This window comes from Rubellimicrobium thermophilum DSM 16684, from assembly GCF_000442315.1.
GTDB classification, from domain to species: domain Bacteria; phylum Pseudomonadota; class Alphaproteobacteria; order Rhodobacterales; family Rhodobacteraceae; genus Rubellimicrobium; species Rubellimicrobium thermophilum.
The window spans coordinates 41,321-64,716 of the sequence record NZ_KE557318.1; the positions used below are offsets into that span (position 1 = coordinate 41,321).

Consider the following 23,396-nt stretch of genomic DNA (forward strand, 5'->3'; position numbering starts at 1 on the left):
CTTCATCTGGTCCGCCTGACCGGGGCAGCCTCGGACCCCCCGCAGGGTCATGGGATTCGGGCGGCAGAGTTCCAGTCTTTTTCCAGTGTCAGGGCAAAAATCGGGGTGCGCACCGGCTGCGCACTTGGTGCGCAGGGCGGGGTCACGCGATCCTCTTCGCGGTTCTCGGCGGCCCGTCGATGCCCTGCACGGGCGGGCCTGACTGTTTGGCATCCGCCCTGCTTCGGAGTCCGTGAACGTCCATGAATCCCGGGTCGCAATGGGGGATATTCCGGGGGACCGGCTTGAGGGAACGCCATCACAATCACAGGATTGGCAAGAATTGGCGGAGAGACAGGGATTCGAACCCTGGAGGGGCTTGCACCCCTAACGGTTTTCGAGACCGCCCCGTTCGACCGCTCCGGCATCTCTCCGCGGCTGCCCGCTATCTAGACGCGCAAGGCAGTCGGTGCAAGCCCCGCCTGGTCATGGAAGGGCCGGAGTCGGAAGCCTCCGGCCGGATGCCGGCCCGCCGCGGGAAGACCGGGGCCTGCTCAGGGAAGACCGGGGCCTGCTCAGAAGATCCAGCGCAGGACATGGCGCAGGCCGTGCCAGATCTCCTCGATCAGTTCGATGGCGACCAGGGCGGCCAGCAGCCCCAGCAGGATGAGGCTGACAGTCGCCAGAGCCGATCGCTGCCGCCGCGCTGCCGGAGCGCCAGCCGGATGCCCTGCGCCATCCGGTCCCGATGCGACGCCTGGCGCGGCCGATGGCGCGGGGGGCTGACCCCGCAGGGCGGCCCAGGCGGCCCCGGCACGGGTGCGGGCGGTCGTCGCGGCGGCGGCCAGGTGATCGCTCAGATCAGGCCCGCCGGGGGCGGAGGCGGCGCTGCGGTTCTCGAGCGCCTCGATGCGCAGGGCCAGCGCGCGCAGCTCGGCGCGCAGCCCGGCGATGTCGTCCCCTCCGCCATGCGGGGAGGGAGTGTCGGGGGTGGTGTCGTCGGTCATGGAATCCCTCCTTCATCATGGGACGGCCCGGCCCCTGCGTGGGGACCGGGCGGTTGCCTCAGGCCGTGGGTTCAACGGACGAAGGCGCGTTCCCTGTCGATGCGGCCGCGATCGTCGATGCGCAGCTCGACCCAGTCACCCCAGGGATTGCGGGCGACCGCCTCGACATGGCGGCCATGGAGGCTCACGAAGCCCACATCGCGGTAGCCCAGCCGGGCGAGTTCGGCGCGTGCCGCTGCTTCGGACATCGACGGGCGACGGTCGGCCCTGTCGCGGTCATACTCCTTCAGCCGGCCGTCGGGCCAGTATTCGACCTCGATCGCCGAACCGTCCCGCCCCTGGCCCTCGATCTCGATCTCGCCTTCGGGCTTGCGCTCGATCTGGGTGATGCGGGCGAATTCGCCCAGTTCCCGGGCGTCGCGGAGGCTGGGGGGCAGCATCGCATCGATCAGGGCCTGCGGCATCGGCCCGCCCGAGACATCGACCTTCGTCAGCCGGCCATTGCGCAGATCGGCCATGAGCCAGACATCCCCCGGCAGGCGGGCATGGATCTTGCGTTCCTCATTGCCGCTGGGGCTGCGCTCGTAGCGGGTGATGACGTCGCTCAGCCCCAGTCCGGCCAGTTCGGGAGGCAGATCGGCTCCGAAGGGGCCGGAGACGGGGCCCGGGGCCGGCGGCGGGGGCGGGGCGGGACGCGGGGTGGCGCCCGGCCCGCCTGCTGCCGGTCCGGTTTCCATCCGGCTGGCGGTGAAGGTCTGACCCTCGGCGCGGCCCTCGAAGGCGACCCGCTCTCCGATGGCGGGCGGGCTGGCTGCGGGGGGCAGCGTCACGAGGATGCGGCCCTCGGGGGTCTCGACCACGATCTGGCGGCCGAACTGCTCGGCCACGGTGCCGGACAGGCGCATCTCCTGGGCGATGGCCGCCCCGCTCAGAGCGACCGAGAGGAGCAGTGCGGGCAGCATGGGTTTCATGTCGGATCCTCCTTGATGGTATGGAGGCATCCTGGACGATTCGCCCGCAACAGGGTGGCAACGGCCCCGTTGAGGAACCGTTGCGACAGGCGCCCCGTCCTGCCCGCCGCCGGGCAGGGGACAGCAGCGGCCCGTCAGCGGCGCCCGAACAGCACCTCGCGCTCTTCCGGGCTCATCGGCCCGGCCGATCGGGCTTCGGCGCCGACGGCCATGCCACGCTGCACGCTGGGCCGTGCGGCGCAGTCCGCAAGCCAGCGGGCGAAATGCGGCTTGTCCTCGAGCGTCTGCTCCTGCCGTTCCCAGCCGGCGGCCCAGGGGTAGATGGCCATGTCGGCGATGGTGAACTCGTCGGTGGCGGCAAAGCGCCGCGTGGCGAGCTGCCGGTCGAGCACGCCATAGAGCCGCGCCACCTCGCGCCGGTAGCGGTCCTGCGCATAGGGCAGGATCTGCGGCGGCTCCATCTGCGGGGCGTAGCGCAGGAAGTGATGGGCCTGTCCCGCCATCGGGCCGACGCCGCCCATCTGCCACATCAGCCACTGATCCACGGCGATGCGTTCGCGTTCCGTGCGGCCGTAGAACAGGCCGGTCTTGCGGGCGAGATATTGCAGGATCGCGCCCGATTCGAAGATGGCGATGGGCGCGCCGTCCGGCCCCTCGGGGTCCACGATGGCCGGCATCCGGTTGTTGGGCGCGATGGCCAGGAATTCGGGCCGGAACTGCTCTCCCCGCCCGATGTTCACGAGCCGGATCTCGTAGGGCAGGCCCATCTCCTCGAGGGCGATGGTGATCTTGTGGCCGTTCGGTGTGGGCCAGAAATGGAGTTCGATGGGGGCGGGCATGGCGGTCTCCTTGCGGGGGTCCGCATCAGATCGCCCGGATGGCCCCGGCGGGCAAGGGGCGCCCGGCCCCAGGCCGCTGTCCCTCCCAGGGCGGTGCCTGTCGTGCCGGGCGCCTCCGGCGACGGACCGGCGACAGGGCGATGACGGCGCCGCGACGGTCCGCTGTCGCTTGACCCCGCGGCGGGCCGGGCCTATCGCCCGCCCTGCCGTGCCACAGGGGACTGATCATGGATCATTGGAGCCGCCGGACCCGCGCCGTCCATGCCGGCATCCGCCGTTCGCGCTTCGGCGAAATGGCCGAGGCGATCTTCCTGACCCAGGGCTTTGCCTATGACAGCGCCGAGGCGGCCGAGACGCGTTTCATCGAGGCCGGACCCGACGAATTCATCTATGCCCGCTACGGCAATCCCACCACCGCCATGTTCGAAAGCCGCATGGCCGCGCTCGAGGGGACGGAGGACGGCTTCGCCACCGCCTCCGGCATGGCAGCGGTCTCGGGCACGCTGATGGCGATGCTGCGCGCGGGCGATCGCGTCGTGTCCTCCCGCGCGCTCTTCGGCTCCTGCCTCTATGTGCTCGAGGAGGTGCTCCGCCGCTATGGCGTGGAGGTGGTTTTCGTGGACGGGACCGATCTCGATCAGTGGCGGCAGGCCGTCACCCCCGGCACGAAGGCCGTCTTCTTCGAGACCGTCTCCAACCCCACGCTCGAGGTCGTGGACATCGCCGCGGTGGCGCAGATCGCCCATGCGCAGGGGGCCCTCGTGGTGGCAGGCAATGTCTTTGCCACGCCGGTCTTCTCGCGCGCGGCCGAACTCGGCGCCGATGTCGTCGTCTATTCCACGACCAAGCATGTGGACGGGCAGGGGCGGGCCCTGGGCGGCATCGTGCTGGGCAGCCGGGCCTTCGTGCGCCGGACGCTCGAGCCCTACATGAAGCATACGGGCGGGGCGATGTCGCCCTTCACCGCCTGGCTGATGCTCAAGGGGCTGGAGACGATGGACCTGCGCGTGCGCGCTCAGGCCGAGACGGCCCTGCGTCTGGCCCGCGCGCTCGAGGGGCACCCGAAGCTGACCCGCGTGATCTTTCCCGGCCTGCCGAGCCACCCCCAGCATGCCCTGGCCATGGCGCAGACCGGATCGGGCGGGACCGTCCTGTCCTTCGATACCGGCAGCCGCGAGGCCGCCTTCCGCCTGCTGAACGCCCTGCGCATCGTCACGATCTCGAACAATCTGGGCGATGCCAAGTCCATCGCCACCCATCCCGCAACGACGACGCATCAGCGCCTGCCGCCCGAACAGAAGGCCCGCCTCGGGATCACGCCGGGTCTGGTGCGGCTGTCCTGCGGCCTCGAGGATCCCGAGGATCTGCTGGCCGATCTCACCGCCGCCCTCGATGCCGTCTGAGGCCTGCGCGGCGTCGTGATCCGGCCGGGACAGCACGGCGTATCGGTGCTATCGTTGCGGGGTTGTCACGGATGCCCCATATGCGGGTTTCGTGACGCAAGGGGAGCCAGCCGATGAACCTCCATCAGCCGGATTTCGAGCGGGACCTAACGCGCGCCGAGGCCGAAGATGCCCTGGCCACCCTGCGCCGCTGGGCCACCCGCGCCAGCCCGGAGGAAGTGGCCGATCTCGATCCGGCCATCGCCCGCCTTCTGCCGGGGCGCGAGCTGTCGAACTATCCCGATCTTTCCCGCAGCTATCCCGAAGGGTTCCAGGCCGATGCGTGCTATCGGGCCACGCTGCCGGATCTCCAGAACGGGCCCGAATCCCTGATCCGCGGCGCCAGGGCCCCGATCCAGCATGTCGGGATCTCCGGCTTCCGACTGCCGGTCCGCTTCCGCACCCGCGATGACGGGGAGGTGACGCTCGAGACGGCCGTCACCGGGACCGTCAGCCTCGAGGCGGGCAAGAAGGGCATCAACATGTCCCGCCTGATGCGGAGCTTCTATCTGTATGCGGAGGAGACCTTCTCCTTCGACGTGATGGAACGCGCGCTCGATCGCTACAAGGCGGATCTGGCAAGCTGCGATGCCCGCCTCCAGATGCGCTTCCGCTATCCGCTGCGCGTGGCCTCGCTGCGTTCGGGCCTCTCGGGCTGGCAGTATTACGACATCGCGCTCGAACTGGTGGAAACGGGCGGGGTGCGCAAGAAGCTGTTCCATCTCGATTATGTCTATTCCTCGACCTGCCCCTGCTCGCTGGAGTTGAGCGAGCATGCCCGCCAGATGCGCGGCCAGCTCGCCGTGCCGCATGCCCAGCGCTCGGTCGCCCGCCTGTCGGTGGAGGTGCTGCCCGGCCAGGCGCGTCTGTGGTTCGAGGATCTCATCGAGATGGCCCGCCGCGCCGTGCCCACCGAGACGCAGGTCATGGTCAAGCGCGAGGACGAACAGGCCTTCGGCGAGCTGAACGCCGCCCATCCCGTCTTTGTCGAGGATGCCGCCCGTCTCTTTGCCGCCGAGCTGCTGGCCGATCCCCGGATCGGCGATTTCCGCGTGATCGCCAGCCATCAGGAATCGCTGCACAGCCATGATGCGGTCTCGATCCTCGTGGAGGGCGAGACCTTCGCCGCCCAGAGCCTCGATCCGCGTCTGTTCGGCACGCTGATCCATGTGCCCTGACGGGGTCTGACGGGCGGGGTCGTGCGGCGCCGTCCGGGGCGCTGCGCCTGTGGTGCCTGTCCGTGGCCCCGACCAGGGCCGCTGCGGCCGGGACGCGGGACGGGCATGAAGGTGTTGCGCGAATCGCACCTCCACCGTTCGGTCCTGTCACCGATCCTTAACCTGTCGTGACGATCCTGCCGTCTGACGGAAGGGGCGGGGCTGTCTTCCCGCGCCGGCAGGGACAGAAGGGCAGGAGGGAGGATGACGGCAGGACGGTTGCGCGGCGTGTCACGTCATCAGGCGCGCGACATAGCCCGGCAGCGCGAAGGCGGCGGCATGGACTTCGGGCGTGTAGTAGCGGGGCTCGAAACCCGCCGCCTCGAGCCGGTCGCGCAGGACATCCACCGGGGTCTGCCGCGCTGTTCCGTCCGTGCCCCAGCCCAGGGCCATCGGCCCGCCGGAATAGGTCGGGACGGTGGCGAGGTAGCAGGTCGCGTCCCGGAACAGGGCGCGGAAGGCGCGCATGCTCTGGCGCAGCTCCTCGGGCTGGATGAAGGGCACGCCGTTCTGGGTGACGAGGATTCCGCCTTCGGCCAGTCGCGCCTTCGCGCGGCCGTAGAAGCTGTCGGTGAACAGCACCTCGCCGGGGCCGACCGGATCGGTCGAATCGACCAGGATCACGTCGAACTGCGCGGAGGATTGTGTCACGAAGGCCATTCCGTCGGCGATGACCAGATCGAGCCGCGGATCGTCGAAGGCCCCGGCCGAGAGACCGGGCAGATGCTCGCGCGAGAAGGCGACGACGCCGGCGTCGATCTCCACCATCGTCACCTGCTCGACCGAGGCGTGGCGCAGCACCTCGCGGGCGAGGCCGCCATCCCCGCCCCCCAGGATCAGGACCCGCCGCGCGGCGCCATGGGCGAGGATCGGCACATGGGCCATCATCTCGTGATAGATGAACTCGTCGGCGGTGGTCGTCTGGATCACCCCGTCGAGCGTGAGAACGCGCCCGAATCGCGCGTTCTCGAACAGGCGCAGCCGCTGGTGGCCGGTCTCGCTCTCCTGCAGGACACGGTCCACCCGCAGGCTCAGCCCGTAGTCGGGGCAGAGCGTTTCGCGGAACCATTCCGGTGTGTCGGTCATGCTCTCTGCTCCCGGATCCGTGCGGATTCAGATGAGGCCTTCGCCGCGCAGGATCTCGCGCACCCGCACCTCGCCGGCGCGGAAGGTGCGGCGCAGGACATCGACCGCGGCCCAGGGGTCGCCTCGCCGCACATGAACACGTCGAAGGCGCCATAGCCGATCTCGGGCCAGGTATGGACCGAGATGTGGCTTTCGGCCAGGACGGCGACGCCCGACACGCCCTGCGGCGTGAACTTGTGGGTATGGATGTGCAGCAGCGTGGCCCCGGAGGCCTTCACGCAGTCGCGGAAGGCCTGTTCGATGAGGGCCTCGTCGTCGAGTCCTTCGCCCCTCAGCACCTCGACGATGAGATGGGTGCCGGCAAAGACCTTGCCGTCGCGGCGGATGAAGTGGTCGTGGCGATCCGCGGCCGTCACCGGGATGGCTGCGGAAGTGTCGATCGGTCCGGCCTGCACGGGGGCGCCTGTCGCCAGGTCCATCCCCAGTTGGCCGAGGGCTGCATGGGTCATGCGCGCCTCCCTTACCAGCAGATGAGATCTGAACGGCTCCTTAGCGTCCCCTCCGGGGAGGTTCGTGATCGGAGATCCGTGGAGCGCCCAGATAGGGCAGACGGGCGGCGATTGCAAATCGTCCCGGCGCGGCGTCGCCTTCCGCCGTGCCCTCCGGCGCACGCCCGGCGGCGACCGGCAGAGCCTGCTCTGGCGTGCGGAGGCGGTTCTTGGCATCCAGAGAGAACCGCTGCTGGCGCAGCCGGAGGAGGCCATGACCGTCCCGGACCCGGATCGTTTCGGCGCGGAGGATGTGCTGCTCGACATCGAGCCGCGCAACCGCCGCGAGCTTCTCGAAATCCTTGCTGCGGCGGCCGCGCCGCGATGCCATGTCGGCGAGGAGGCGATCCTCGAGGCGCTTCTGGCGCGCGAGGCCCTGGGATCGACCGCGCTCGGCCGCGGGATCGCCATGCCCCATGCCCAGATCACGGGGGCCGGGTCGCCCGCCGTTCTCCTGGCCCGCCTGCGCCGGCCCATCGATTTCGAGGCCCGCGACGACGAGCCCGTGGATCTCGCGATCCTTCTGGTCTGGCCGGCCGAGATGCGCGCCGGCCTGCTCGGCCGGATGGGCGAGATCGCGCAGGGCCTGCGGGATCCCGTCCTCCTCCGACGCCTGCGCCGGGCCGGGACCGCAGAGGAGGTCGCCGCCCTGCTGAACGATGCAACGGCCCGCCCCGAGGCCACAGGGGACCCCGACCGGAACTGACGAGGTCGTGCAGGAATTTCCGGTTCGCTGCGCTTCCCTCCGCGCGGCCCCTCTGCCATAGGTCGGAACGACCCCGGACAGGGAGACGATGACCGGAACGCTGCTTTTCCTTCTTGTCTGCCTGCCTTTCGCCGGTGCAGCGGCGGCGGGCCTTCTGCCGACCCATGCGCGCAATGCCGCCGCCTGGCTGGCGGGGTCGGTCGCCGTCCTCTCGCTGGCCGTGGTGCTGGCGCTCGATCCGGCTTCGGCGGGCGATGGCGTGATCCGCCACGGCATGCCCTGGATGCCCTCGCTGGGAATCAGCCTGAGCCTGCGGCTCGATGGCTTCGCCTGGCTCTTCGCCGCGCTGGTGACGGGGATCGGTGCGCTCGTGGCGATCTATGCCCGCTACTACATGGCGGCCGAGGATCCGGTCCCGCGCTTCTTTGCCTTCCTGCTGGCCTTCATGGGCTCCATGCTCGGGCTGGTGCTGTCGGGCAATCTCCTCCAGATCGCCTTCTTCTGGGAGATGACGAGCCTCTTCTCCTTCCTCCTGATCGCCTACCGCACCCAGAGCGCGGCCGCACGCGAAGGGGCGCGCATGGCGCTCACGCTGGACCGGGGGGGGCGGGCTGTGTCTCTTTGCCGGGATGCTCCTGCTCGGCCATGCGGCAGGCAGCTACGATCTCGATGCCGTTCTTGCTGCCGGGGAACGCGTGCGCGCGCATCCGGTCTATCTGCCTGCCCTGATCCTGATCCTGCTCGGAGCCCTGACCAAGTCGGCCCAGTTCCCCTTCCATTTCTGGCTGCCGCAGGCGATGGCCGCGCCGACGCCGGTTTCGGCCTATCTGCATTCGGCAACGCTGGTGAAGGCGGGGGTGTTCCTGCTGGCCCGGCTCTGGCCCGTGCTCGCGGGGACCGAGGCCTGGTTCTGGATCGTCGGCACGGCCGGTCTCGTGACGCTGCTGCTTGGCGCCTATGTCGCGATCTTCCAGAACGACCTGAAGGGTCTGCTGGCCTATTCGACGATCAGCCATCTGGGCCTGATCACCCTGCTGCTGGGCCTGAACAGCGAACGCGCCCTTGTCGCCGCCGTCTTCCACATCGTGAACCACGCGACCTTCAAGGCCTCGCTGTTCATGGCCGCCGGCATCATCGATCACGAGACGGGCACGCGCGACATCCGCCGCCTCTCGGGCCTTGCAGGGCCGATGCCCTTCACCGCGCGCCTGGCCACCGTCGCCGCCGCCGCCATGGCCGGCGTGCCGCTGCTCAACGGCTTCCTGTCCAAGGAGATGTTCTTTGCCGAGGCGCTTTCGGCCGAGGCCGCGCTGCCCTTCCTCCTCGACATCCTCCCGCTGGCAGCCGTCGTGGCCAGCGCCTTCAGCGTCGCCTATTCGCTGCGGCTGATCCACGGTGCCTTCTTCGGCCCGCTCCCTTCGGATCTGCCCCGCACCCCGCATGAGCCGCCCTCCTGGATGCGCTTTCCGGTCGAGATCCTGGTCCTCATCTGCATCGTCGTGGGCATTCTGCCGGCTGCCACCGTGGGCCCTGCGCTTGCGCTCGCGGCGGGTTCGATCCTCGGGCCGGACCTGCCTTACTACAGCCTCTCCATCTGGCACGGCCTGAACCTGCCCCTGCTGATGAGCGCCGTCGCCCTGGCCCTGGGCGTGGGGCTCTATCTTCTGCTCGAGCCGCGCCTGGCCCGTGGCATGGATGGCGCCCCCCTGATCGGCCGCCTCGACGGGCGACGCCTGTTCGAGAAGACCCTGGTCTTCCTGTCCTGGCGCCTGGCGCGGGCCGCGGAACGGCGTCTGGGCACGCGACGCCTGCAACCGCAGCTTCGTCTGCTTGTCCTGGCGGCCCTGGCCGCAGGCGGCGGCACGGTGTGGTGGCGCGGGATCGGTCCGGGCGATCTCCTTCCCGCGCCGGTCGATCCGGCCTTTGCGCTGGTCTGGCTGGTGGGCGGGGCCTGCGCCCTGGGGACGGCCTGGTCGGCCAAGTATCACCGCCTCGCGGCGCTGATCCTGCTGGGAGGCACCGGCCTGGCCAGCTGCGTGACCTTCGTCTGGCTCTCGGCCCCCGATCTGGCCCTGACCCAGCTCCTGGTGGAGATCGTGACGCTCGTCCTGCTGCTGCTGGGTCTGCGCTGGCTGCCCCAGCGCCGGGAGGTCGCCCGGAACCCCCGGCCCCGAGGTCATCACCACGGCGCGTCGCCTGATCGACCTCACCCTCGCCATCGCCGGGGGGGCCGGCATGGCCCTGCTCGCCTTCGGGGTCATGACGCGCATCCCGCCCGACCTTCTCGGCCAGTATTTCCTCGAGAATGCCTATACGGCAGGGGGCGGGACCAATGCGGTCAACGTGATCCTCGTGGATTTCCGCAGCTTCGACACGCTGGGCGAAATCGCCGTGGTGGCCGCGGTCGCCCTGGCCACCTTCGCGCTGCTGCGGCGCTTCCGGCCTGCCGCCGACAGCGTGGACATCCCCGACCAGCAGCGCACCCTGGCCGCCTGGGAGGCCGCCCATCCCGCCCGCTCCGAAGGGACGATCGTCGCCGACTGGCTGCTTGTGCCGTCGGTGATCGCGCGGCTGCTGTTTCCCGTGATCGGGCTGGTTGCGGTCTATCTGCTTCTGCGCGGGCATGATCAGCCCGGCGGCGGCTTTGCCGCGGGGCTGACCGCCTCGATCGCACTGCTGCTGCAATACATGATCGGCGGGGCGCAATGGATCGAATCGCGCATCCTCGTGCGGCCGCTGACCTGGATGGGCGGGGGGCTGCTGGTCGCGGTCGGCACCGGGCTGGCCGCCTGGCCCTTCGGCCTGCCCTTCCTGACCAGCTATTTCGGCTATGCCGATCTGCCGCTCCTGGGCGAGGTGCCGACGGCCTCCGCGCTCCTGTTCGATATCGGGGTGTTCATGCTGGTCTTCGGTTCGGCCGTGCTGCTGCTGATCGCGCTGGCGCATCAGTCGATCCGGGGGCGGCGTGCCGCCCCCCGCGGCCCCGCTCCGACCGGAGAGTCCCCGGCAGCGGGAAGGGAGGGATGATGGAACTCGTCGTGGCGCTGGCCATCGGGGTGATGACCGGATCGGGGCTGTGGCTTCTGCTGCGTCCGCGGACCTTCCAGCTCATCGCCGGATTGTCGCTGCTGTCCTATGCGGTCAACCTGTTCATCTTCGCGACCGGGGGCCTGCGCGTCGGCGCCGCCCCGATCCTCGCGAAGGGCGAGACCGGCGATCTGGCCCGCCATGCCGATCCGCTGCCGCAGGCCCTCGTGCTGACGGCGATCGTCATCGCCTTTGCCACGACGGCGCTGCTGCTCGTGGTGCTGCTGGCGGCACGCGGCCTGACGGGAACGGACCATGTGGACGGACGGGAGCGGGAACCGTCGTGACCCACTGGAGCGACCATCTGCTGGCCGCGGCCGTCCTGATCCCGCTTCTGACGGGCGCGCTGATGATCCTGGCGGGCGAATGGCGCCGGCGCGTGGAGACGGCGCTCGGCCTTGTCTCGACAGGGGCGCTGGTCGCGGTGGCGGTGGCCCTCGTGGCGATGGCGGACGGGGCGCGGGAGGGGGCCGTACAGGTCTACCGGCTGGGCAACTGGCCCTCCGAATTCGCCATCGTGCTGGTGCTCGACCGCCTCTCGGCACTGATGGTCCTGCTGGCCTCCGGGCTGGGGCTGGCCGCGCTCGTCTTCTCGCTGGCCGGCTGGCAGCGGGCCGGATCCTTCTTCCATCCCCTGCTCCAGTTCCAGCTCATGGGGCTGAACGGCACCTTCCTGACCGGCGACCTCTTCAACCTCTTCGTGTTCTTCGAGGTGATGCTGGCGGCCTCCTACGGGCTGGCGTTGCATGGATCGGGGACAGCACGGGTGCGGGCGGGGCTGCACTACATGGCCATCAATCTGGCCGCCTCGCTGCTCTTCCTCATCGGGGTGAGCATGATCTACGGCGTCGCCGGGACGCTCAACATGGCCGATCTGGCCGCCCGCATCCCTCAGATCGATGCCGCCGACCGCGCCCTCTTCGAGGCCGGCGCGGCGCTGCTCGGCACGGCCTTCCTCATCAAGGCGGGGATGTGGCCGCTCGGCTTCTGGTTGCCGACGACCTATGCCGCCGCCGCGGCCCCCTCGGCGGCGATCCTGTCGCTCCTGAGCAAGGTCGGCATCTATGCCGTCCTGCGCCTGTGGCTTCTGCTGTTCGATCAGGCGGCAGGGCCGTCGGCGGGCTTCGGCGAAGGCTGGCTCCTGGCGGGCGGGCTGCTGACGCTCGGCTACGGGGCCATCGCGGTGCTGGCGACACAGGACATGGCCCGTCTCGCCGGGGCAAGCCTGCTCGTCTCCTCGGGCACGCTGCTGACTGCCATCGGCATGGGCGAAGCCGCAGTGACCGCCGGGGCCCTGTTCTATCTCGTCGTGGCCGTCCCTGCGCTGGCCGCCTTCTTCCTGCTCATCGAGCTGCTCGAACGCGGGCGCGAGGTCGGGGCGGATGTGCTGGCCGTCAGCCGTGCCGCCTTCGGCAGCGAGGAGGAGGATCCGGCCGAAGACGATCCCGGAATCGCCATCCCCGCCACGGCGGCCGTTCTGGGCTTCAGCTTCCTCGCCTGTGCGCTGCTGCTGGCCGGTCTGCCGCCGCTCTCGGGCTTTCTCGCCAAATTCGCGATCCTCGCCCCCCTGCTCGAAGGGGACCGGACCGTCCGCACCGAGGCCTGGTGGCTCCTGGGCGGGCTGATCCTCTCGGGGTTCACCGTGATGGTGGCGATGGCCCGCACCGGGATCGAGATCTTCTGGACCTCTCCGCCCGAGCGCCCGCCCCGCATCCGTCCGGTCGAGATCGGGCCGATCCTGGTCCTGCTCGCGGTCTGCGTCGCCCTGACCGTCCGCCCGGGTCCGGTGCTGCGCTACATGGAGGATACGGCCCGCGCCCTGCATCGCCCCCGCCGCCTATGTCGAGGAGGTCGTCACCGCCGCCCCGATGGAACAGGGCGGAGAGGCTGCGGAAGAAACCGGGACAGGAAGAGAGGACATGCCATGACCCGCTGGCTGCCCTATCCGCTGCTCTCGCTGGGCCTGCTGCTGACCTGGCTTCTGCTCACGGGCAGCACCGCGCCCGGCGCCATGCTTCTGGGGCTGCTGCTCGCCCTGGGGGGCGGCCGTCTGGCTGCGGCCCTGCGCGCCCCGCGACTGCGCCTGGCCCGTCCTTTCGCGCTGCTGGCGCTGCTGCGCGATGTCCTGCGGGAGGTCCTGCGCTCCAACCTGGCGGTGGCCTGGATCATCTTCTCGCCGCAGGGGGGCAGGCGCCGCCATTCGGGCTTTGTCCGCGTCCCCCTGGATACGCGCGATCCCTATGTCCTTGCCGCTCTCGCCGTGATCCTCACCGTCGCGCCGGGCACGCTCTGGGTCGAGTATGATTCGACCGATGGCAGCATGCTGCTCCATGTCCTCGACCTGAAGGACGAGGACGCCTGGCGACGGGTGATCGCCGGCTACGAATCCCGCCTGATGGCCATCGTCGGAGAGGAGGCGCCCTCATGACCGCTGTCGCGATCCTCGGCTGGGCGCTGATGCTTGCGCAGGGTTTGCTGGCCCTTGCGATGCTCGCGGCCGCCTTCCGCATGATCGCGGGGCCCCGGGCGCAGGACCGGGTGCTCGGCCTCGATACCCTCTATGTCAATGCCTCGATGCTGTTGATGACCTTCGGCATCGCTAGCGGCAGCCGCGTCTACCTCGAGGCCTCCCTTGTCATTGCGTTGCTCGGTTTCGTCTCGACGGTGGCGCTGGCCAAGTTCCTGATGCGCGGCGAGGTGATCGAATGACCCCCGATCTGCCCGCCTGGGCCGCGATTCCGGTGGCGCTGCTGGTCCTTGCGGGGGCGGGGCTCGCCTGTGCGGGATCGCTGGGCCTGCTGCGCCTGCCCTCCTTCTACGAAAGGGCCCATGCCCCGACCCTGGGCACCTCGCTCGGCATCGCCGCGATCGCGACGGCCTCGATGGTCGCCTTCACGGTCGCCACGGGAAAGCTGCATCTGGCCGAGCTACTGGTCGTCGCCTTCACCACCGTCACGACCCCCGTCACGCTCATGCTGCTCGCGCGCGCCGCCCTCTATCGCGACCGCATCGAGCGGCGCGCCGGCCCCTCAGGCGCCGGCGCAGCGACCCTGCCCGAAAAAGAGGCACAGGGCCCCCGGCCGCCCGCCTGATGGTCGGTCCGGCTGCGCCGGAGGATCCGCCCTGCGATGGGTCTTGACGGGCCGTCCGATCAGCGCATGAATGAAGCCACATGCCGGGCCTTGCGCCCGGTCGGCAATCGCGCCTCGTGCCGCCCTCCTGCCTTTTGGGGGGTGCGGCGCGGGGCGCTTGGCTTTTGGGAGGGCATGATCCGTGACGGTGGTGCGAATCGGTCTGCTCTTGTCCCGTTCGGGCACCTACCGCCTCCTGGCCGAGGCCTGCCGCGCCGGCGCCCTGCGCGCCGTGAGGGAAGTCAACGCCGATCCCTCGCTGGCCGTCACCTTCGAGCCGGTGGAACGCGATCCCGCAGGCGAGGCCGATGCCTATGCCCCCCTCTGTGCCGAACTGGCCGCCGAGGGGGCGCGCCATGTCGTGGGCTGCGTGACCTCCTGGAGCCGCAAGGAGGTCATCCCGACGCTCGAGCGCACCGGCACGGTGCTCTGGTATCCGTGCCCCTATGAGGGGTTCGAGGCCTCCTCGCAGGTCGTCTATACCCATGCCTGCCCGAGCCAGCATCTGGTGCCGCTGCTCGCCTGGGCGCTGCCGCGCCTGGGGCGCCGGGCCATCCTGACCGGTTCCAACTACATCTGGGGCTGGGAGACGAACCGTGTCGCCCGTGACCTGATCGAGGGGGCAGGTGGCGCCGTGCTGGCCGAACGGCATCTGCCGCTGGGCGACGAGGATGTCGCGCGCCTGCTGGCCGAAATCCGTGCGATGCGGCCCGATTTCGTCCTGAACAGTCTGGTCGGGGCCTCTTCCTATGCCTTCCTGCGGGCGATGGCCGATCTGCGGGCCGGGGGGCTGACCATTCCCATCCTGTCCTGCAACCTCACCGAATGCGAGTTGCCGGCCCTCGGTGCGGCGGCCGAGGGGTTGATCGCTGCTGGTCCCTCCTTCGGCGAGGGGCTGGGCTCCTTCGAGACCGCCGCCCATGCCGCCGTGCTCAGCCTTGCACGGCGCATGGCCCATACCGGCGCCGGGGCCCCGCTCGAGGACCTGCTGGCCGCCCCTGACGGGGGCGTGCTGGCCATCGACCCGGCGACGCATCACGCCACGCTGCCCGCGCTCATCGCCCAGGTGCGGAACGGCGCCTTCCATGTGCTCGAACGGCAGGAGGCCGTGGCGGCCGATCCCTATCTCGCCCGCCGTCCCGTTCTGGCTGCGGCTCCGCATCTTCGGGCCGTGGCACCATGAGACGGCTGGCCACCCCCGTCCTCGGCGGCGCCCGTGCGGTGATCCTCCACCGTCCGCATCCGACGGTGGAGGCTCTGATGCGCCAGCTCTCCGCCATCGGCCTTCTGTCCGCAGCCCAGTGGCCCGATCTCGACCCTTCGGCCCTGGGGGCCAATTTCGTCTTCTTCGATGTCGATCGCGGTCATGATGCCCAGTTTCCCTGGAAGCCGGGCGAGGCGCCGATGCCGATGATCGCCCTGATCGGATCCGAGGCCCCCGGACGCATCGAATGGGCGCTGTCGATGGGGGCGGATGCGCAGCTTCTCAAGCCCGTGGGGGATGGCGGCGTCTATTCGGCGCTGCTCATCGCGCACAGCGCCTTTGTCGCGCGCCGGAGGCTCGCCGCCGAGGTGCAGGGCTTGCGGGCGCGTCTGGCCGAACGGCGCACGGTGCTGCGGGCGGTCCTTGCCCTGGCCGAAGGGCAGGGGGAGGAAGCGGGATACGCGGCGCTGCGCCGCCGGGCGATGGACTGGCGCGTGACGGTCGAGGAGGCGGCGGCCCGCATCCTTGCCGCCTGCCCGGACAAGGAGGGAGGCCGGCATGTCCGACGCCGTCGCCCTGCCTGAGCCGCGCCGGCGCGGGGTGCTCGCGCGGCTGGCCCGCCGTCCGCTGGTCCTGGCGGGGCTGGCGGTGATCGGGCTGACCGTGCTGGCCGCGATCCTGGCCCCCTGGCTCACTCCCTATGCGCCGGATCAGCAGCATTTCGACGGTCTCACCCTTCAGGGGGCGCCGCTGCCGCCCGGCGGCGGACCGGACGGGGCCTTTCCGCTCGGCACGGACCTTCTGGGGCGCGACCTGCTCACCCGGATCCTCTACGGGGCGCGCACCTCGCTCGTGATCGGGATCCTGGCCAACGGCATGGCGCTGCTCGTGGGAACGCTGGTGGGGGTCACGGCGGGCTATTTCCGGGGGATCGTCGGCGCCCTGCTGATGCGCTTCACCGATCTGATGATGGCCTTTCCGGCCTTGCTGCTGGCCATCTGCCTCGCCGCGATCCTGCGTCCCTCGCTGTGGATCGTGGCCCTTGTCATTGCGCTGGTGAACTGGGTCCAGGTCGCCCGCGTCCTCTATACCGAGACGACCTCCCTCGCGGTGCGGGACTTCATCCAGGCCGAACGGGCAATCGGGGCCGGCCATGGGCGCATCCTGCTGCGCCATATCCTGCCGCATCTGCTGCCGACGATCATCGTCTATGGCACGCTCGGCATCTCCACGACCGTGCTGCTCGAGGCGACGCTGTCCTTCCTCGGGATCGGGGTGCAGCCACCCGATCCGTCCTGGGGAAACATCATCTTCGAGAGCCAGACCTATTTCCAGGCCGCCCCCTGGCTCGTGTTCTTTCCGGGGCTCGCGATCCTCGCCCTGGCCCTGGCCTTCAACCTCGTGGGGGATGGGCTGCGCGACGTTCTCGATCCCACCCAGCGCGAGAGGGACTGACCGATGGCACTCCATCTCGCCCGCCGCCTGCTCCAGTCCGTGCTGATCCTGCTGGGCGTGACGCTCGTCACCTTCTTCCTGCTCTATGTCCTGCCGGCCGATCCCGTGCGGCAGATCGCCGGGCGGTCGGCCACCGCGGAGACGGTGGAATCGATCCGCCGGCAGCTCGGCCTCGATCAGCCCTTCTGGGTCCAGTATGGGCGCTATCTCTGGGGGCTGCTGCATCTCGATCTCGGGCGCAGCTACCTCCAGCGCGCCGAGGTGGCCGAACTGATCGCGGCCCGCCTGCCGGCCACCCTCCTGCTGATGGCCGCGGGCATCGCCTGCGAGGTGGCGATCGGCCTTGCCATGGGCATCTGGGCGGCCCTGCGCCGCGGAACGGCGGTCGATACCGGTCTGATGCTGGCCAGCTTCGCCGGGGTCTCCGCGCCGCAATTCGTCGTCGGGCTGATGCTGCTCTATGTCTTCGGCGTCTGGTTGCGCTGGCTGCCCATCGGCGGCTACGGCACCGCGGCCCATCTGATCCTGCCGGCCCTGACGCTCGGCCTGCTGGGCGCGGGCTGGTATGCGCGGATGATGCGCTCGAGCATGGTCGAGGTGCTGCGCCAGGATTTCGTGCGCACCGCCCGGGCCAAGGGCCTGACGCGGGCCCGGGTGATCCTGCGCCATGCGCTGCCCAATGCGATCCTGCCCGTCATCGCCATGATCGGCATCGATATCGGCATCTTCATGGGCGGCATCGTCGTGGTCGAAAGCGTCTTCGGCTGGCCCGGCATCGGCCAGCTGGCCTGGCAGGCGATCCAGCGCGTGGACATCCCCATCATCATGGGCGTGACCCTCGTTTCGGCGGTGGGGATCGTCCTGGGCAATCTCCTTGCCGACATCGTGGCCCCCCTCATCGATCCGCGCATCCGCCTGCGCTGAGCCTTGACCATCAGGGAGAACAGGAACCATGAAGACAATCCTTGCCACCACCGCCCTTCTGGCCGTGCTGGCCGTGCCGGGGCTTGCGCAGAATGCCGATCCCTGGCAGCCCGATCCCGAGGCCCGCCCCGGGGGCACGATCACCATCACCTATCAGAACGATGTGGCGACCCTCGATCCGGCCATCGGCTATGACTGGCAGAACTGGTCGATGATCAAGTCGCTCTTCGACGGCCTCATGGACTATGTCCCCGGCACCACCGAGCTGCGCCCCGGCCTCGCCGAGAGCGTGGAGATCTCCGAGGACGGCCTGACCTATACCTTCCATCTGCGCGAGGGCGTGCGCTTCCACAACGGCCGCGAGATGACGGCCGAGGACGTGAAATATTCGCTCGACCGCGTCACCGACCCCGCGACCCAGTCCCCCGGCGCCGGCTTCTTCGGCATGATCGAGGGGTTCGAGGCGCAGATGTCCGGCGAGGCCGAGGGACTGTCGGGCGTGGAGGTGGTGGACCCCCGCACCGTCCGCATCACCCTCTCGCGTCCCGATGCGACCTTCCTCCATGTGATGGCCCTCAACTTCTCCTATGTCGTCCCGCGCGAGGCGGTGGAGGAGCACGGCCCCGATTTCGGCCGCCATCCGGTGGGCACCGGGGCCTTCCGCCTGGCGGAATGGACGCTCGGCCAGAGGCTCGTCTTCGAGAAGAACCCCGACTACTGGCGCGAGGGCCTGCCCTATCTCGACCGGATCGTCTTCGAGGTGGGCCAGGAACCGACCGTGGCCCTTCTGCGTCTCCAGAATGGCGAGGTGGACATCCCCGGCGACGGCATCCCGCCCGCGCAGTTCCAGCAGATCATGGACGATCCGGCCCAGGCCGCCCGCGTGGTGCAGGGCGGTCAGCTTCATACGGGCTATGTCACGATGAACGTGACCCAACCGCCCTTCGACGATGTCCGCGTGCGCCGGGCCGTCAACATGGCCATCAACAAGGACCGGGTGATCCAGATCATCAATGGCCGCGCGGTGCCCGCCAACCAGCCGCTGCCTCCCTCCATGCCCGGCTACGACCCGGATTACGAGGGCTATCCCTACGACCCCGAAGGCGCCAAGGCGCTTCTGGCCGAGGCGGGCTACCCGGACGGTTTCGAGACCGAGCTGTTCGTCATGAACACCGATCCCAATCCCCGCATCGCCCAGGCGATCCAGCAGGATCTCGCGGCCATCGGCATCCGGGCCTCGATCCAGTCGCTGGCCCAGGCCAATGTCATCGAGGCCGGCGGCGCAGGCACGGCGCCGATGATCTGGTCGGGCGGCATGGCCTGGATCGCGGACTTCCCCGATCCCGCCAATTTCTACTACCCGATCCTCGGCTGCGCCGGTGCCGTGGAGGGCGGCTGGAACTGGGCCAAGTACTGCAACGAGGAGCTCGACGCGCTGGCCGCGCAGGCGGACTCCATGTCTGACCCCGCCCAGGCTGCGGAGCGTCTCGCCCTGTGGAGCGGGATCTATGCGCGCGTCATGGAGGACGCCCCATGGGCGCCCGTGTTCCACGAGGAGCGCTACACCATGCGTTCGCCCCGGATGGGCGGTGACGAGGCGCTCTATGTGGATCCGGTGTCGATCCCGGTCAATTACGACTATGTCTATGTGACCGAGTGAACCCGCATGTGCCGCGCCTGCGACTACACGATCCACGGGCATCAGCACCATTTCGGCTGGGACAACGCCCTTGCCCCGGCCGAACGGGTCGCACCGGGATCGACCATCCTGTTTCACTGTCAGGATTCTTCGGCGGGCCAGCTCGGCCCGTCTTCAACTCTGGCCGATGTCGTCGCGCTCGACTTCTCGCGCATCAATCCCGTCTCGGGCCCGATCTGGGTGGAGGGGGCGGAACCCGGCGATGCGCTGAAGGTGACGATCGGGGATTTCATCCCCCGCCTGCAGGAGGGGACGGCCTGGGGCTGGACCGCGAATATCCCCGGCTTCGGGCTTCTGGCCGATCAGTTCCCGGACCCCGCCCTGATCGTCTGGACCTACAATGCGGCGACGCTTGCACCCGCGATGTGGGGCCGCGAGGCGCGCATTCCCCTCAAGCCCTTTGCCGGCACCATCGGCAACGCGCTGGCCGAGCCGGGCCTGCATTCGGTCGTGCCGCCGCGGCGCGTGGGCGGCAATCTCGATATCCGGGACCTTGCCGCCGGCACCACGCTCTGGCTGCCGGTCGAGGTGCCGGGCGCCCTCTTCTCGATCGGCGATACCCATGCCGCGCAAGGAGACGGCGAGGTCTGCGGCACCGCCATCGAAAGCCCGATGGATGCGGTCCTCACGCTCGATCTCGTCAAGGGCGCAAACCTCAAGACCCCCCGTTTCACCACCTCCGGGCCCGTGACGCGCCATCTCGACGCCAGGGGCTACGAGGTCACGACCGGCATCGGCCCGGATCTCATGACGGCGGCGCGCGATGCTGTCTCGGGTATGATCGACCTGCTTTGCGCCACGCGGGGCATGTCGGCAACGGACGCCTACATGCTCTGCTCCGTCTGCGGCGATCTGCGCATCTCCGAGGTGGTGGACATGCCCAACTGGGTGGTCAGCTTCTACTTCCCGCGGGTGGTGTTCGAGTGAGCCCTGCCGCCTCCGCCCCCTCCGGGGCCGCTCCGGCCCCGGCCCCGGATTCGTCCCTGGTGCTGTCTGTCGAGGGGCTGACCGTCTCGCTCGCCACCGCGGCCGGTCCGCGGACCCTGGTGCAGGACATCGGCTTTGCCCTCCGCCGGGGAGAGACGCTCGCCCTCGCCGGCGAATCGGGCTCGGGCAAGTCGATCACCGCGCTGGCGATCATGGGGCTTCTGCCGCCCGGCATGGCCCCCGTCGCGGGCCGGGTGATGCTGGGCCCCACGGATCTGCTGCGCCTGCCCGAACGGGGGCTGCGCCGCATCCGCGGCAACCGCGTGGCGATGATCTTCCAGGAGCCGATGACCTCGCTCAATCCGGTGATGACCATCGGGGCCCAGCTGACGGAGGCGCTGTGCGCCCATGCGCCCCTGTCCCGGCGCGAAGCGCGGGAGCGCGCGATCGAGGCGCTGCAGGCCGTCCGCCTGTCCGATCCGGCCCGCCGCTTCGCACAGTATCCGCATGAGCTCTCGGGCGGGATGCGGCAGCGGGTGATGATCGCCATGGCCCTTGCCCTGCGCCCGGATGTGCTGATCGCCGACGAACCCACGACGGCGCTCGATGTCACCGTCCAGCGCGAGGTGCTGGATCTGCTGCGCGACCTGCGCCGCGAGACCGGCACGGCCCTCGATCCTCATCACCCATGACATGGGCGTCGTGGCCGAGATGGCCGACCGCGTGCTGGTGATGAAGGACGGCCGGTGCGTCGAGGAGGGCCCCGTCGGGCAGATCTTCGCCGCGCCGTCCGCGCCCTATACCCGCGCCCTGCTGGCCGCGGTGCCCCGGATGGGGGCCCGCCCGCCGGCGGCGCGCAACCCGTCCCCCGCCGGGGCGCCGCCCGTCCTCGTGCTGCGCGATCTCGTGGTGGGCTTCGACACGGGGCGCGGGCTGCTTGGCCGGCCCACCCACCGCGTCCATGCCGTCGAGGGGGTGTCGCTGACCATCAGCCGGGGCGAGACCTTTGCCCTTGTCGGCGAATCGGGCTGCGGCAAATCCACCATCGCCAAGGCCATCGCCGGCCTCGTCCCCTTCTCGGGCGAGATCGGGATCGCCGGCCGCCGGCTGCAAAGCCAGCGCGACATCACCCGTGCCGTGCGACGGGATGCCCAGCTCGTGTTCCAGGACCCGGCGGCTGCGCTCGATCCCCGCATGCGCGCGGGCGATCTGGTGGCCGAACCGCTGGTCATCCACGGCCTCGGCACCCCTGCCCAGAGGCGCGAACGCGCCGCCGAGCTGTTCGAGCGTGTGGGCCTCCCGCGGGAGGCGCTCGACCGCTACCCGCACGAATTCTCGGGCGGCCAGCGCCAGCGCATCTGCATCGCCCGTGCCCTTGCCCTCGACCCCCAGCTGATCGTCGCCGATGAGAGCGTCTCGGCCCTCGACGTCTCGGTGCAGGCGCGGGTTCTGGCCCTGCTGCGCGACCTGCAGGCCGAACGCGGGCTGTCCTACCTGTTCATCTCGCACGACATGGCGGTGGTGGACGCCATCGCCGACCGCGTGGCGGTGATGTATCTGGGCCAGATCGTCGAGATGGGCAGCCGGGAACAGGTCTTCGGCGATCCACGCCATCCCTATACCCGCCGCCTGATCGAGGCCGTTCCCGTCCCCGACCCCCGCCATGTCCGCCCCCCCCGCCCGCGCGAGGCGCGCGAGATCCCCCTCGCCCGTCCGCCGCCGCGGGGACCCGCCCCCCCGCCTGCAACTGCGGGACATCGGGCAGGGCCATCTCGTGGCCGGAATCTAGGCGGCCTCCTCCAGGGCGAGGATCTCCCGCACGCGGGGGATCACCTGCTCTCCGTAGAGACGGATGCCCTCCATCAGCTCGGGATGCGGCATGGGGCCGTTGGCGTATTTCAGGTCGAACCGCGCCAGCCCCAGCCCCCGGACCGTCCGGGCGATCTTGCGCGCCACCGTCTCGGGCGAGCCGACATAGAGCGAGCCATGCTCGATCTCCGCCAGGTAACGGTCCTTCGTGACCGGGGGCCAGCCGCGCTCGCGCCCGATGCGGCCGAACATCTCGGCATAATGGGGCCAGAGCGCCTCGCGCGCGGCCTCGTCGGTGGCGGCGACATGGCCGGGGGAATGGACGCCGATGGGCCGCGGCGTCCGGCCCAGCTGGGCGCAGGCGCGATGATACAGGTCCACATAGGGGCGGAAGCGCATCGGATCGCCGCCGATGATGGCCAGCATCAGCTGCAGGTCGTGCCGCACCACGCGGAGGACCGATTCGGGGCTTCCCCCCACGCCGACCCAGGCCGTGAAGCCCTCGGCCATGCGGGGATGCACCGTGACATCGCGCAGCGGCGTCCGCGTCCGGCCGGACCAGGTCACCCGCTCTTCGCGCAGCAGCCGCACCAGCAGATCGAGCCGCTCCTCGAACAGCGTCTCGTAGTCCTCGAGGGCAAAGCCGAAGAGCGGATAGCTCTCGGTGAAGGAACCCCGGCCGACGATGATCTCGGCCCGCCCGCCCGAGACGGCATGCAGCGTGGAGAAGCGCTGATAGACGCGCACGGGGTCGTCGGTGGACAGGACCGTGACCGCGGTGCCGAGCCGGATGCGCGAGGTCCGCCCCGCGATTGCGGCCAGCACGATCTCGGGCGCCGAGATGGCGAAGTCCGGGCGGTGATGCTCGCCCAGACCGATGAAGTCGATGCCGAGCGAATCGGCCAGCACCGCTTCTTCCACCACGTCGCGCAGGACCTGATCGGCGGGCTTGGGCCGCCCGTCCGCGTCCCGTGTCATGTCGCCGAAACTGTCGAGCCCGAGGGAGAGGGAAAGGGTCATGGCGGGCCTCGCGGATCTGGCAGAGAGGGGGATGCCCCCGATCTAGGCCGCTGCGACCCCTGTCACAAGCGAAGGGAGCGTGCGCCGGGGGACAGGGGCTGTGCGCGTCGCCGCATGTCCGCGCCCGGTGGGCGGGGGGCTGACCGCTCCGGCCCCCTCTTGCGGCCGGGCCTGTCCGGGCGGGGCAGGGCAGCCGGCGGCGGGGCGGGCGGGGGTGTTGCGCGAATCGGGGCAGGAGCGCGCGTTGCGCTTACCGGTTGTTAACGTCTGCCCGCGAAAAAGGGCGCATCGAAACCGCAACCAACCCGAAGGAGGTGAGACATTCCCGATTTCCCGCACCGCCCG

The 23,396-nt window shown here is 70.0% G+C and carries 19 protein-coding genes, 1 tRNA gene and 2 pseudogenes; 15 read left to right on the forward strand and 7 right to left on the reverse strand.

Annotated elements, in window-relative coordinates:
* Window positions 1–323 precede the first annotated feature (323 nt).
* The 4 genes from RUTHE_RS00185 to RUTHE_RS00200 form a co-directional block, all read right to left on the reverse strand.
* A tRNA-Ser gene (locus tag RUTHE_RS00185) sits at window positions 324–413 on the reverse strand.
* Window positions 414–554: 141 nt separating this feature from the next.
* On the reverse strand, window positions 555–986 hold the full coding sequence (locus RUTHE_RS00190) for a hypothetical protein (protein ID WP_021096186.1): 432 nt from the start codon (window positions 984–986) through the stop codon (window positions 555–557).
* Between the two features lie 71 nt (window positions 987–1,057).
* A complete protein-coding gene (locus RUTHE_RS16585; protein ID WP_021096187.1) occupies window positions 1,058–1,957 on the reverse strand; it encodes a hypothetical protein in 900 nt (299 codons plus the stop codon).
* A 134-nt stretch (window positions 1,958–2,091) separates the two neighbouring features.
* Window positions 2,092–2,796: a glutathione S-transferase N-terminal domain-containing protein gene (locus RUTHE_RS00200; RefSeq protein ID WP_021096188.1), complete on the reverse strand. Its 705-nt coding sequence runs from the start codon at window positions 2,794–2,796 to the stop codon at window positions 2,092–2,094.
* A 227-nt stretch (window positions 2,797–3,023) separates the two neighbouring features.
* Here RUTHE_RS00200 and metZ point away from each other — a divergent pair, with 227 nt between their 5' ends.
* On the forward strand, window positions 3,024–4,199 hold the full coding sequence (metZ, locus tag RUTHE_RS00205; protein WP_021096189.1) for an O-succinylhomoserine sulfhydrylase: 1,176 nt from the start codon (window positions 3,024–3,026) through the stop codon (window positions 4,197–4,199).
* A gap of 113 nt (window positions 4,200–4,312) precedes the next feature.
* Entirely contained in the window at window positions 4,313–5,416 is a 1,104-nt protein-coding gene (gene folE2 / locus RUTHE_RS00210; RefSeq protein ID WP_021096190.1) for a GTP cyclohydrolase FolE2, read from the forward strand.
* A gap of 270 nt (window positions 5,417–5,686) precedes the next feature.
* On the opposite strand, the gene speE is transcribed toward folE2, so the two are convergent.
* Window positions 5,687–6,541 (reverse strand): polyamine aminopropyltransferase, encoded by an 855-nt coding sequence (gene speE, locus RUTHE_RS00215; RefSeq protein WP_021096191.1) that lies wholly within the window; start codon window positions 6,539–6,541, stop codon window positions 5,687–5,689.
* On the reverse strand, window positions 6,538–7,050 hold the full coding sequence (speD, locus tag RUTHE_RS00220) for an adenosylmethionine decarboxylase (protein ID WP_021096192.1): 513 nt from the start codon (window positions 7,048–7,050) through the stop codon (window positions 6,538–6,540). The genes speE and speD overlap by 4 nt, the downstream gene beginning before the upstream one ends.
* Before the next feature lie 253 nt (window positions 7,051–7,303).
* On the opposite strand from speD, the gene RUTHE_RS00225 reads away from it, so the two are divergent.
* The 13 genes and pseudogenes from RUTHE_RS00225 to RUTHE_RS18505 all read left to right on the forward strand — a co-directional run bounded on the left by RUTHE_RS00225 (window position 7,304) and on the right by RUTHE_RS18505 (window position 22,011).
* Complete coding sequence (locus tag RUTHE_RS00225) at window positions 7,304–7,795, forward strand: PTS sugar transporter subunit IIA (protein WP_040644839.1); 492 nt, start codon at window positions 7,304–7,306, stop codon at window positions 7,793–7,795.
* An 88-nt stretch (window positions 7,796–7,883) separates the two neighbouring features.
* Window positions 7,884–10,822: pseudogene (locus RUTHE_RS18500) on the forward strand (monovalent cation/H+ antiporter subunit A).
* The gene (locus RUTHE_RS00235; protein WP_021096196.1) at window positions 10,822–11,169 is read left to right on the forward strand and encodes a Na+/H+ antiporter subunit C; all 348 of its coding nucleotides are present in this window, start codon (window positions 10,822–10,824) and stop codon (window positions 11,167–11,169) included. Before RUTHE_RS18500 ends, RUTHE_RS00235 begins: the two are co-directional and overlap by 1 nt.
* Entirely contained in the window at window positions 11,166–13,310 is a 2,145-nt protein-coding gene (locus tag RUTHE_RS00240) for a monovalent cation/H+ antiporter subunit D (protein WP_021096197.1), read from the forward strand. Before RUTHE_RS00235 ends, RUTHE_RS00240 begins: the two co-directional genes overlap by 4 nt.
* Window positions 13,307–13,591 carry a K+/H+ antiporter subunit F gene (locus RUTHE_RS00245; protein ID WP_021096198.1) on the forward strand — a complete coding sequence of 95 codons (285 nt, stop codon included), beginning with the start codon at window positions 13,307–13,309 and terminating at the stop codon, window positions 13,589–13,591. The genes RUTHE_RS00240 and RUTHE_RS00245 overlap by 4 nt, the downstream gene beginning before the upstream one ends.
* Window positions 13,588–13,974: a monovalent cation/H(+) antiporter subunit G gene (mnhG, locus tag RUTHE_RS00250; RefSeq protein ID WP_021096199.1), complete on the forward strand. Its 387-nt coding sequence runs from the start codon at window positions 13,588–13,590 to the stop codon at window positions 13,972–13,974. Before RUTHE_RS00245 ends, mnhG begins: the two co-directional genes overlap by 4 nt.
* Window positions 13,975–14,155: 181 nt before the next feature.
* Window positions 14,156–15,196 carry a transporter substrate-binding protein gene (locus RUTHE_RS00255; protein ID WP_021096200.1) on the forward strand — a complete coding sequence of 347 codons (1,041 nt, stop codon included), beginning with the start codon at window positions 14,156–14,158 and terminating at the stop codon, window positions 15,194–15,196.
* Complete coding sequence (locus RUTHE_RS00260; RefSeq protein WP_021096201.1) at window positions 15,193–15,801, forward strand: ANTAR domain-containing response regulator; 609 nt, start codon at window positions 15,193–15,195, stop codon at window positions 15,799–15,801. The genes RUTHE_RS00255 and RUTHE_RS00260 overlap by 4 nt, the downstream gene beginning before the upstream one ends.
* Complete coding sequence (locus RUTHE_RS00265; RefSeq protein WP_021096202.1) at window positions 15,776–16,672, forward strand: ABC transporter permease; 897 nt, start codon at window positions 15,776–15,778, stop codon at window positions 16,670–16,672. The genes RUTHE_RS00260 and RUTHE_RS00265 overlap by 26 nt, the downstream gene beginning before the upstream one ends.
* 3 nt (window positions 16,673–16,675) lie before the next feature.
* Window positions 16,676–17,596, forward strand: a complete 921-nt coding sequence (locus RUTHE_RS00270; RefSeq protein ID WP_021096203.1) for an ABC transporter permease — start codon at window positions 16,676–16,678, stop codon at window positions 17,594–17,596.
* A gap of 28 nt (window positions 17,597–17,624) precedes the next feature.
* Window positions 17,625–19,256 (forward strand): ABC transporter substrate-binding protein, encoded by a 1,632-nt coding sequence (locus RUTHE_RS00275; protein WP_021096204.1) that lies wholly within the window; start codon window positions 17,625–17,627, stop codon window positions 19,254–19,256.
* 6 nt (window positions 19,257–19,262) lie between these two features.
* Complete coding sequence (locus tag RUTHE_RS00280) at window positions 19,263–20,222, forward strand: acetamidase/formamidase family protein (RefSeq protein WP_021096205.1); 960 nt, start codon at window positions 19,263–19,265, stop codon at window positions 20,220–20,222.
* Window positions 20,219–22,011, forward strand: a pseudogene (locus tag RUTHE_RS18505) (ABC transporter ATP-binding protein). Before RUTHE_RS00280 ends, RUTHE_RS18505 begins: the two are co-directional and overlap by 4 nt.
* Here RUTHE_RS18505 and RUTHE_RS00290 read toward each other — a convergent pair.
* The gene (locus RUTHE_RS00290) at window positions 22,008–23,051 is read right to left on the reverse strand and encodes an LLM class flavin-dependent oxidoreductase (RefSeq protein ID WP_021096208.1); all 1,044 of its coding nucleotides are present in this window, start codon (window positions 23,049–23,051) and stop codon (window positions 22,008–22,010) included. The pseudogene RUTHE_RS18505 and the gene RUTHE_RS00290 sit on opposite strands and share 4 nt — an antisense overlap.
* Window positions 23,052–23,396: the final 345 nt, after the last annotated feature.